Consider the following 10,539-nt stretch of genomic DNA (forward strand, 5'->3'; position numbering starts at 1 on the left):
GGGCGGGAATCCCCGTGTGTGGCGAGGCGCTGTCGACGGCGCAGGCTCGGATCTTGCGGAGGTTCACCCCGAGCGACAAGGTCATCGTTGCTCTGAGCGGTGACATGCCGGCGCGGCAGCAGGCAGCGGGGTATGTCTTGGATCTTGCGTTCTTCTTCGATCGGGTGCGGGCGATCGACGTGCCGGCTGGTGCGGCGGTGGAGTCGATGCGGGATGACGGGGCCGGGGAGTTGCATGATCTGCTGGCGAGTGCTCGGCCGTTGATGACCTACAAGGTCAGCGGGAGCGGGTACTGGTCGTCGGAGCAGCATGATCCTGATCCGCCGTCTTCGGCGCCGGGGTTGGGATGAGACATGCGCCGTGTGTTGCTGGAAGTGCACCGGGTCGCGCGGGATTTCTACAGGGACCAGCTCTTGGATGCTCCGGAGGGATGGGCTGCGGAGCATCTGCGGGGGCGCGGCCTGGGCGCCGTACTTGATGATTCGGCCTGGGGAATCGGGTATGCCCCGGATGCGTGGACGGGCCTGACGGATCACCTGCGTGGGTTGGGGTTTGGTGATGATGAGCTGATTGCTGCTGGTGTGGCGGCGCCGACGATGAATGGGTATCTGGTCGACCGGTTTCGGGATCGGGTCATGTTCACGGCGGAGAACGCCGATATGGAGGCGGTCGGGTTTGTGGGGCGGGCTCGTGGTGGGCGGGTTCGCTATCTCAATAGCCCTGCGACCGAGCTCTACAGCAAGTCGGAGACGGTTGTTGGTCTGTCTGCTCAGTGCGGCAAGTTGTTGCAGGGTGCGATCCCTGTGGTCGTTGAGGGTGTGCCGGATGCGTTGGCTGTTGATCAGGTCGGGCGCCAGTGGGCGGGGATCTCGACGTGCGGTACGGCGATCACTCGTCAGCACGCGGCGATGATCAGGCAGGTTTCTCCAGCGAATCAGATCGTGGTGGCCTTCGACGCTGACCCTGGAGGCAGGCTTGGGGCGGTTCGGGGTCTGGATGTGTTGATGGAGGCGTTTGGTTCGGTTCGGGTGGCCGAGTTGCCGCCGAGGCATGATCCTGCGTCGCTGTTCCGGCAGTCCCGGTCGGGTCTCAACGAGCGATTGGCGTCAGCTCGCCTGCTGGCGGAGTTCGCGATCGACGTTGAGCTTGCCAAGTGGGGGCCGGTACTTGATCACGTCAGTGGTCAGGTGAACGCGTTGCGTGCGGTGGCGCCGTTGGTCAGGCAGTTGCCGTCCGGCCGGGTTGCGCAGCAGATCGCAGGCCTGGCCAAGCGTCTGGATCTCGAGCCCGCGGTCGTCTCGCGCGAGGTCCTCACCCCGGTGGTGCGCCGGGGGACGAAGTCGCGTTCTAGCCGTCGACCTCAGTACTTCGAACCGTCGGCTGCTGCGGATCCGGAGCCTGACCGGACTCCTTGATCTCGGGATCCAGGACCTGGATGTCGCCCGAAGAGACCGACGTCAACCGTTGAGCTCGCCGACTACGAGATCGGGAGGCTGAGGTGAATCGGGTGCGGGTGACGGTAGATGACCTTCGGAAGGCGTTCGAGTCGGAGGTTGGGAGGCGGTGGACGGCTGGGCAGTGGGTGCGGTGGCTGAATGCGTCGTCGGTGCTGCAGGGGCAGACGTTTCGCAATGTCGTGCTGATCAGGTTGCAGCTGCCGGACGCGCTGTGGGTCGGGGACCGGGAGGCGTGGCAGCGGCGGGGCCGGCAGGTCGTTCGGGGTCAGTCCGGGATTCGTGTTGTGACCGGTGAGCGGCGTACGGATCGTGTCGTGGGGTCTGTGCAGGGGCATGGTGTCGGCACGTTGTGGGATGTGAGTCAGACCGAGGGGCGGCCGGTTCTGTTGCCGTCGGTTGATGCTGGCTCGGGAGTTACTCCGCGGCGGCTGTTGGAGGCTTTGACGAGCGTCGCGGGTGGGCTTGGGTACGGCGTGCGGGAGCAGGAGCTGGCTCCGGAGGCGGGCGGTTCGGTGACGGATGTCAGGCGTCGCCGGATCATCTTGGACGCCGATCTCGACGTACCGAGTGCTTCTGTTGCTCTGGCTCATGAGGTGGCGCATTTGCGGATGCACAAGTTGTCGTCGGGACAGGTCTGCGGGGGCTTGAGCGAGCTGGAAGCCGAGTCGGTGGCCTACACCGTGCTCGCCAGGTTCGGCTGTCCTATGGATGGTTCGTCGTCCGGGAGATTGTTCGCCGCTGCGCGAGGCGTGGGGCGGAAGCCCTCAGCGCGTTTGGTGGAGACGTTGGGCGGCCGGGTGGTGAGCGCCGCCGGGCGCCTGATCAAGGACACCGGCCAGAAGCTGACGCGCTCGGGTTCTCGCCGCGAGGCCGAGATCTGGGCGCATGCGGATCTCGGTCGCGACGACCTTGGTCCCCGGATGTGAGTTCCAGGACTCCTGGATCTCGTATTCCAGGTTCTGGGTCGGGGCTGTGGCCAGCAGATTTGGTGGCACGGCAGTACGGCGAGGAGCTGGAGCGATCCGCTTCTCCTTCCTCTGGATGGAGTCACCGATGGATGTGGAGTTGGAGGTACTCATCAGCGATGCGGCTGAGTCGGGTTGGGCGGAGGGTCCGTCTGGGCGGTTGGCTGAGGGGATCGAGGAGCGGATCGTGGCTCCGTTGTCGAGTCGGCTGCGGGCCGCGCTCGGGAATGACGAGGCGGCCCAGTTGGCTCGGGTCATTGCCTGGGAGCGGTGCCGCGAGCTGGCGGCGAATCCGCCGGCCGGTGGGATCTCGTGGGGCTATCTCGCGAATCTGGTGCGGTGGCGTTTGAAGGACACTCTGCGGTCGGAGGTGCTGAGGCGGCAGAAGCATCCGCTGGTCGCGTTGCTGCCGGAGCAGGAGAGCAGCTACCAGCCGGGGTTGGGTCGGTATCTGGATCGCATCGTGGAGCAGCTTGAACGGCATGGGCTTGCACCGGCGACCAGTCGCCTGTTCATTGGCGCGGCGGCCGACGGTCCGTCGTACCAGCGGTCGGCGATCGTTCTCCGGCTGCGCCGGGTGGGTGCCACGAGGCAGCAGGCGGAGGCTTTCAGTTGGCTGCTGCGTGGGGGAGCTGGAAAGCCGTCGGCGCTGGCCCGGCTCGCGATCGGCCAGCCGCCGTGGGAGGTCTTCGCTGATCCCGATGTGAAGGGCTGGATCTGGGCGGCTTCCGGTCGTGACTTGCGGTTTTTCGGACGAAGAAGCGTTCTCGGCCGCCGCCGATTGGTCGGCCTCGGGGTGCTTCGAGCCGCCTGATCAAAAAAGTTCCGGGCTCATCCGTTGATGCCCGGTATGACGCACAACCACCACATCGCCCCGCGCCGGAGCTGGCTCGTTCGGTACTACCGCTGGCAGTTCCGGGTCTACCTGCACGTCCTCAGCGCGGTCTGGGTCATCCCGCCGCGGCTGGCTGCGGCCGGGTTCGCCTGGCTGCGCCGTACCGAGGTCCCCAAGAGAGGAACAACTGTGAAGCATCACTCGATCCGGTCCAAGATCGTGATCCCCGCAGCGCTCGTGCTCGGCACCGTGCTGGTGCTGCTGGTCGCTGGCTGCGGTCAGCGGTCAGCTCAGAGCCCGGTCGGCCCGGCTGTGCCGGGTGACAACGTGCAGGTGACGCGGGCACCGCTGGAGCAGTGGCGTGTGCCGGTCACTGCCGATTCTCACGAGTACGCCGTCGAGTTCGCTCGAGCGATCTGGACCTATGACGCGAGCAAGCACAGCTACTCGGATTGGGTCGGCGGGATCAATATGTTCGCTGGTGCCGCGAGTACGAGTGCGGAAGTCGCGAGAAGCATGCTGCCCGGGCCGGGGGAGTGGCAGCAGCTCGAGGCTTGGGAGGCGCGCGCGACCGTCACTGACATCACCGCGGAGACCACGCCGGAGCTGGCGAAGCTCAAGGACAACCACGGGCTGCCGCAGGGCTGGCACGCGTACGTGGTGCGGGGCAGGCAGAGCGTGGTCCTGGGCGATGAGACGAAGACTGTTGAGCGGATCGCTGCTGTCAGCGTGGTCTGCGTGTACACCTGCAAGTTCTGGTCAGGCTCGGCCCAGACGGCATCGTGATCATCAAGATCGCCTTGGCCGGAGCACTGCTGACCAGCAGCATCGGTCTGATCGCGCCGCTGGCCATCGCGGCCAGCGGCAGCGACACCTGCATAGCGACACCGACCAACCCGCCTCCGCCCAGCTGTCAGGCACCGGTCGAACCAAGTGGAGGCACCCTGCCTGGTGCCGAGGAGGCGGTCGCGCGGGCGTTGCGGCTGGTTGGTGGCCACGGCTACTACCAGCTGTGCGCTCGGCTGGCGGCCAACATCTGGGGCCGGCCGTACTCGGGCTACTACTCGGCCGCTGTGCAGTGGCGGCAGATGGTTGCCATGGGCAAGGCCCATCGTGGCGATCGGCAACCACCGGTTGGTGCCCTTGTTTTCTGGGACACCGGCCATGTGTACGGCCATGTCGCGGTGTACGTCGGCAACGGTCGCATCGTCTCCAACGACATCGGCGACGACGTCCCCGGCGAGGGCGGTGTCTACCTAGTCGACTTCGGTCGCATCGAGTCGAAGTGGGGCGCGGCCTATCTCGGCTGGGCGCCGCCGATCTACTCGACTTCTTGATCAACAGAAGGAATTTCACGTGTTCAGCCACATCATCTTCATCCAGGATCCAGGCATCCAACCCAACACCGATGGTCTGCCCGGGCTGCCCGAGTTCCGGCACATGATCGGGGCGCTGTTGCCCTTCGGCCTCGCGGTCTGCGTCGCGGTGCTCATCTTGTCGGCCGCTGCATGGGCGCTGGGCAGCATCAATGGCAACGCCGGCTACGCCAGCAAAGGGAAGTTCGGGTTCCTCGTCGCTCTTGGCGCGGCGATCCTGATCGGCTCGTCCAACGCTCTGGTTCGTTTCTTCTCCGCCATTCAGATCGGCTGACCATGAGCTGGATCGAATGCCTCGCGAACCCGAGCGCCTGTGTGGCATCGGGCGCCGCCGCGAACGCTGCGGACTCCATGTGGCAGTCGTTTGTGAACTGGATGGCTCGTGGCCTGACTGATCTCACGAGCTTCGTGTTCACAGCGTTCAGCGAGAGTACGTCGCCGCGGTTCGATCAGGAGTGGTGGCGTAGCAACCTCGATCTGATGATCGTGATCACGCTTCCTCTTCTGGTTGGAATGTTCGTCTTCCAGTGCTTGTCGGCAGCGATCCGCCGCGAGCCCGGCCGATTGGGGCAGGCGTTGATCGGAGCGATCATCGGGACGGTCGGCGTACCGTTTGCCGTCGCGGTGGTCGCCGGTCTTGGCCGGGTGGTCGACCAGATTTCGGTTGGGATCCTCGGCGGGAACGCGGCGACGATCACGGCGCTGAAGCGAATGGTGAACGTCACGGCGCTGCAGGCCATCCCGACATTGGGCGGTTCCCTAATCGTCGCCGTGTCCCTCGGGCTCCTGGCCGTCATGGGGCTGTACCTGGTGATGCTGCTGCGTGAGGTCGCGCTCATCGCCTTCGTCGTATTCGCGCCGGTCGCGATGGCCAGCTGGACCTGGTCGGCCACCCGGCATTGGCTGCGGCGCTGGATCGAGATCGTGGCCGCGCTGCTGTTCTCGAAGATCGTGATGGCGATGATCTTCACTCTGGGCTTGTCGGCCATCGGCAACGTTGATGCTCAGGGCAGTCCGAGCATCGGGACGTTCCTGGCAGGGATCTTGCTGTTTGCGATGGCCGCGTTCGCACCGTTGGCGACGTACTCGTTCGTCCATTGGGCCGGCGATCATGCGGGTACGGCGGCTCAGCTCGTCCAGCACGGGTCCACAGGTGCATCTGTGTTGAAGCAGCGTGCTGACCAGGCGCAGCAGTTCGCGGCCCACCACTTCGGTGGATCCAGCGAGGGCGGGCCGCCGCCTGTCGTCGGACGCGACAGCGATTCGCCCGATCAGCAGTCCTCTGACGACGGAAAGTCCGACTTCACACCGTCCGGTGGTCCGGAGGTCGTTGTGGTCGAAACGGGTTCGAGCGTGCCGAATCCGCCGCCACCGCCGCCGTCTTCCGATGGTGGTAGTTCGGCAACAGCCGTGGCGACCAGCCAGGCCACGGTCGCGGCAGGGGGAGCGAGCCAAGCCTCAGACGCGGCAGGCAGCAACGATTCGCAAGGAGGAGAACAACGGTGAGTAGCACGTTGGCGACTCGGTTCCCTCGGCCGGACCGCAACGCCGTACTGCTTGGACTTCGGCCTGTGCAGGTGGGGCTTGTCCTCGCGGCGGTGCTCGTCACGATCGTGTCGTTGATCAACCAACTGGCGCCGGTACCGATGGTGGCCAGTCTGACCGTGGCGTCGATGTGTGTTGCGGTGGCGTTCCTGCGGGTCGAGGACGTTCCGCTGTATCGCTGGCTGGTACTTCGGGTCGTGCACGTGCTGCGGAAGCGCTCGTTTCGGGCCGATGTGATGGCGCCGCGTCAGCACGGGCGGTTGCAGTTGCCAGGGGAGGGCGGCGTACTGCGGATGCTGACGACGAACTCCGGGATCGGGATCGTTCACGATCCGAGGCGGCGGCGGTTGATCGCGGTCGCGAAGATCGAGGGGCCTGCTCATCTGTTGCAGAACAGCGATGAGCAGGAACGGCGGGTTACGGCGTACGGGCAGTTGATCGCCGGACTGTGCCAGAGCAACCGGATCGCCCGGGCGCAGATCTTGGAGCGGACGCTGCCGGATCCCGGTGACGAGCTCACCGCGTGGGCGAAGCGGCGGAACGTGGATCCGGCGACGCCGGCCGGAGCGATCTACACCGATCTGCTGCAGCAGGCGGCACCGGCTGCGGCCAGGCACGAAACCTTGTTCAGCTTCGCGATCAGCCTGGACGCGGTCTCGCGTGAGGTCCGCAAGCACGGCGGCGGGATCGTCGGGGCGACCGCCGTACTGGAATCGGAGGCACGCGCCTTCCAGACCTCGCTCGCCGCAGCCGGTGTCGCTGGGTGCTGGTTGAATGCGAAGGAGCTCGCGGTGAGTCTGCGGGTCGCGTTCGATCCTGCGGCGACTCGCACGATCCCGTCATCTGCAGGCATGGAAGCCTCGGATGCTGGGCCGTTGGCGGTTGACGAGAGCTGGGATCAGCTCCGGACTGATTCGTCGTTCCATCGTGTGTACGTCGTCACCGAGTGGCCGCGGGTTCGGGCGGCGCCGTCGTTCCTGGGTCCGTTGCTGCTGCGGCCGGGGATCCGGCGGACGTTCAGCCTTGTGCTGCAGCCGATTCCGATGGCGAGGGCGCTGCGGGATGCTCGCCGGCATCAGGTCGAGCGTGTTACCGACCGGGCGACGCGAGCCAGGATCGGCCAAATGGAGACCGAGGAGGACCGGCAACTCGACGCAGATGTCGCGCAACGCGAACGCGACCTCGCAGCCGGACACGGCGATGTGCGCTGGCTGGGGCTCGTCGTGGTGTCCGGTGATACCGAGGAAGCGCTCAATGACGCGTGCATGGAGATCGAAATCGCAGCCACACAGTCGTTCCTTGACGTACGTCGTCTCGTTGGCCAGCAGCTCGAGGGATTCATGGCCGCCGCTCTACCGTTCGGGATCGGACTCTGATGAAGCAGCAAACGGCGTACTACGAACTGGACGGAACCGACCGAGCGACGCGACGAGCGAACCGCACCCCGCGGACTCGGCCGTCGAAGAACCGCAAGTCAGCCGAGTCACTTGAAGCCGCGTCTGGCCGGGGCAGCGGCCGTCGGCTTTTGGTCGACAAGCATCGGGCGACGACCCGCATCTTGCAGGTGGCGTACCCGTTCCTGGCCGAGGGCGGGATCGGGGCCGAAGGCACCTATATCGGATCCGACGTCTTCAGTGGAGGCTCGTTCGTCTACGACCCCTGGGTGCTCTACCAGGATCGCGTCATCACCAACCCGAACGTCCTGCTCGCCGGCGTCATCGGGAGCGGGAAGTCGTCCACGGCCAAAGCGCTGATCACTCGCTCCCTCGCCCTTGGGCACAAGGCCTACGTCCCCTGCGATCCGAAAGGGGAGTGGACGGCGGTGGCCGAAGCGATCGGTGGCGCGACTATCAAACTCGGTCCCGGGCTCCCGACGCGACTGAACCCGCTCGACGCGGGCCGCCAACCGGTGACCGTCGACGCGGACGAATGGACCCGCATCGTCTGGTCCCGCCGCCGGGCGCTGCTCGGAACGCTCGCGGAATCCACGCTTGGCCGGCCTTTGATCGCGGTCGAGCACACTGCGCTGGACCTCGCACTCGAGACCGCCTCGGCGCAGGTCCCGACTCCGACAATCCCTGATGTAGTCGTCGCCCTCTTTGCACCGGATTCGCGCCATGCCGAGCGGGCCGGTCTGAAGACCGCGAGCCTGGTCGACGACGGCCGCGAGGTCGCCCATGCCATCCGGCGACTCGTCCATGGCGATCTGTCCGGGATGTTCGACGGTCCGTCGACCACCGACTTCGATCCCGCGCTGCCGATGGTGACTCTGGATTCGTCCTGGCTGAGCAGCGGCGGCGATGACCAGGCACTCAGGCTGACGCTCGCTTGCGCGTCGTCGTGGCTCGAAGCTGCCGTCGCGGACCCGGCGGGTGGGAATCGCTTCATCGTGTACGACGAGGGTTGGCGCGTCATGCGAGATCCCGCCCTGCTGCGGCGGATGCAGGAGCAATGGAAGCTCTCACGGGCCTGGGGCGTCTCCAACATCCTCATCGTCCATCGCCTGTCCGACCTGGCGGCCGTCGGTGACCACGGATCAGAAGCACGTGCGTTGGCCGAAGGTCTTCTCGCCGACTGCTCGACACGAATCATGTTGCGGCAGGAGTCCGATCAGCTGGCCCGGACTGCCAGTCTTCTCGGTTTGACTGATGTCGAGATCGCAACGATCGCCAAGCTGCCGAAGGGGCGCGCGCTGTGGCGCCTGCCTAGCCGCTCGTTCGTCGTACAGCTGATCCGGCACGCTCGCGAGGTCGAGCTGTTCGACACCGACGCTCGGATGTGAACCCGATGAACCAACGCTCCGGACACGATCTGACCGACACCATCTACATCGCCGGGGGAGTCCTCTTCGGCTTCGCCGGCGTCTTCTACCTCGCTGGCGGTCTCGCGCACCTGCTCACCACCGGCCACTGGGTCTCATCACCCTGGATCGACGCCCTGCGCGTTCCCATCCACCCCGGCAACCCAGCAGCCGCCTTCGGACTGACCACCACAGAGCTTGACGCCACGACGTACTGGGCTGTGTTTGCCGTCGCCGTTGTCGTGCCCCTGAGCCTCGTGTACGTGGGGATGCGGATGTGGCAGAACCGCAAGGCAGGCACGCCCAACCGCGCCCGAGTCGTAGCTGCTCGCCCCGGACTCGCCACCAGAAGCGAAGTCGAAGCCGCAGTCGGACGCGCCCAGGTCATCCGCCGCGGCCGATCCGCCCGACCACAGGCACGGACGACCTCGCCGCACGAGGTAGGCACCCTGCTCGGCTACGCCCGCGGCCGCGAATGCTGGGCATCGGTCGAAGACTCGCGGATCGATGTCGGTCCGCCCCGATCCGGCAAAGGCCTTCACCAGATCATCGGCTCGATCATCGACGCACCCGGTGCCGTAGTCACCACGTCGACCCGGCCAGACAACCTCGCCGCAACCCTCGAGCTGCGCCGTGCAATCGGCCCTGTAGCGGTCTTCGATCCGCAGGGGCTTGGCAGAGTCGAAGGTATCCGCTGGTCACCCGTGCGCGGCTGCGAGAACCCCACCACCGCCATCGTCCGCGCCAGCGGACTCGCCGCCGGAGCCGGCTTCGCCAAAGGCAACGTCAGCGACGCAGCCTTCTGGCACGGCCAAACCGAAATGGCCCTCCGAGGTCTCCTCCACGCCGCCGCCCTCGACGACTCCGGCATCGGCCAGCTCTACCGCTGGGGTCTCGAACCCGCCTCGGCCATCGAAGCCGTCGGCATCCTCAACCGCTCCAACGACGCCGCTGAAGGCTGGGGCGACACCCTCGATGGCATTGTTCGGATGGACGGCCGCACCCGAGACGCCATCTGGGCCGGCGTCCGTTCAGCCCTGTCCGCGCTCGCTGACCCCGCCGTACGCCGGTCCTTCGATCCACCGGCCGGCGAAGGCTTCGACCCCGCCAGCTTCATCCGCGAACGCGGCACCATCTATCTCCTCGGCACCGGAGTCGGCGCGTCGGCCACCTCGGCCTTCATCGCCGCACTTCTCGAAGACATCACCGAATCTGCCCGCCAACTAGCCGCTCACAACCCAGGCGGCCGCCTCGAACCACCACTCGGCCTCGTCCTCGACGAGATCGCCAACCTGTGCGCCGTACCGTCTCTGCCGTCCCTCATGGCAGATGGCGGCGGCACCGGCATCTCCACCCACGTCGTCATCCAATCCCTAGCCCAAGCCCGCGAACGCTGGGGCGAACAAGCCGCCGCAGCCATGTGGGACGCCGCCACCCTCCGCCTCATCCTCGGCGGCTCCGCCCAACCCCGCGACCTCCAAGACCTCGCCGCCGTCTGCGGCGAACGCGACGAAGAAATCCGCAACTGGAGCCGCGACCCCAACGGCGGCCGCACCACCTC

General features: G+C 66.4%; 10 protein-coding genes and 1 pseudogene. All 11 read left to right on the forward strand.

The genetic code is table 11. The features are described 5' to 3' along the window. Nucleotides 1–350 (forward strand): annotated as a pseudogene (locus tag E1261_RS39015) (hypothetical protein); the annotation flags it as partial. A 3-nt stretch (nucleotides 351–353) separates the two neighbouring features. Beyond that, nucleotides 354–1,415: a toprim domain-containing protein gene (locus E1261_RS39020; protein ID WP_132414786.1), complete on the forward strand. Its 1,062-nt coding sequence runs from the start codon at nucleotides 354–356 to the stop codon at nucleotides 1,413–1,415. Between the two features lie 92 nt (nucleotides 1,416–1,507). Then, entirely contained in the window at nucleotides 1,508–2,383 is an 876-nt protein-coding gene (locus E1261_RS39025) for a M78 family metallopeptidase domain-containing protein (protein ID WP_132414787.1), read from the forward strand. Between the two features lie 127 nt (nucleotides 2,384–2,510). Further along, nucleotides 2,511–3,236 (forward strand): hypothetical protein, encoded by a 726-nt coding sequence (locus tag E1261_RS39030; RefSeq protein ID WP_132414788.1) that lies wholly within the window; start codon nucleotides 2,511–2,513, stop codon nucleotides 3,234–3,236. A 36-nt stretch (nucleotides 3,237–3,272) separates the two neighbouring features. Beyond that, on the forward strand, nucleotides 3,273–4,043 hold the full coding sequence (locus E1261_RS39035; RefSeq protein WP_132414789.1) for a hypothetical protein: 771 nt from the start codon (nucleotides 3,273–3,275) through the stop codon (nucleotides 4,041–4,043). Next, nucleotides 4,040–4,594 (forward strand): CHAP domain-containing protein, encoded by a 555-nt coding sequence (locus tag E1261_RS39040; RefSeq protein ID WP_132414790.1) that lies wholly within the window; start codon nucleotides 4,040–4,042, stop codon nucleotides 4,592–4,594. Before E1261_RS39035 ends, E1261_RS39040 begins: the two co-directional genes overlap by 4 nt. Before the next feature lie 19 nt (nucleotides 4,595–4,613). After that, nucleotides 4,614–4,907: a DUF6112 family protein gene (locus E1261_RS39045; RefSeq protein ID WP_238176709.1), complete on the forward strand. Its 294-nt coding sequence runs from the start codon at nucleotides 4,614–4,616 to the stop codon at nucleotides 4,905–4,907. A gap of 2 nt (nucleotides 4,908–4,909) precedes the next feature. Then, nucleotides 4,910–6,139, forward strand: a complete 1,230-nt coding sequence (locus tag E1261_RS39050; protein ID WP_132414791.1) for a TrbL/VirB6 family protein — start codon at nucleotides 4,910–4,912, stop codon at nucleotides 6,137–6,139. Then, complete coding sequence (locus tag E1261_RS39055; RefSeq protein ID WP_132414792.1) at nucleotides 6,136–7,554, forward strand: SCO6880 family protein; 1,419 nt, start codon at nucleotides 6,136–6,138, stop codon at nucleotides 7,552–7,554. Before E1261_RS39050 ends, E1261_RS39055 begins: the two co-directional genes overlap by 4 nt. Beyond that, complete coding sequence (locus E1261_RS39060) at nucleotides 7,554–8,960, forward strand: ATP-binding protein (protein WP_238176710.1); 1,407 nt, start codon at nucleotides 7,554–7,556, stop codon at nucleotides 8,958–8,960. Before E1261_RS39055 ends, E1261_RS39060 begins: the two co-directional genes overlap by 1 nt. A 5-nt stretch (nucleotides 8,961–8,965) precedes the next feature. Then, on the forward strand, nucleotides 8,966–10,539 hold a 1,574-nt coding region (locus E1261_RS39065; RefSeq protein WP_202875409.1), incomplete at its 3' end, for a type IV secretory system conjugative DNA transfer family protein.

Source organism: Kribbella albertanoniae, assembly GCF_004348455.1.
Taxonomy (GTDB): domain Bacteria; phylum Actinomycetota; class Actinomycetes; order Propionibacteriales; family Kribbellaceae; genus Kribbella; species Kribbella albertanoniae.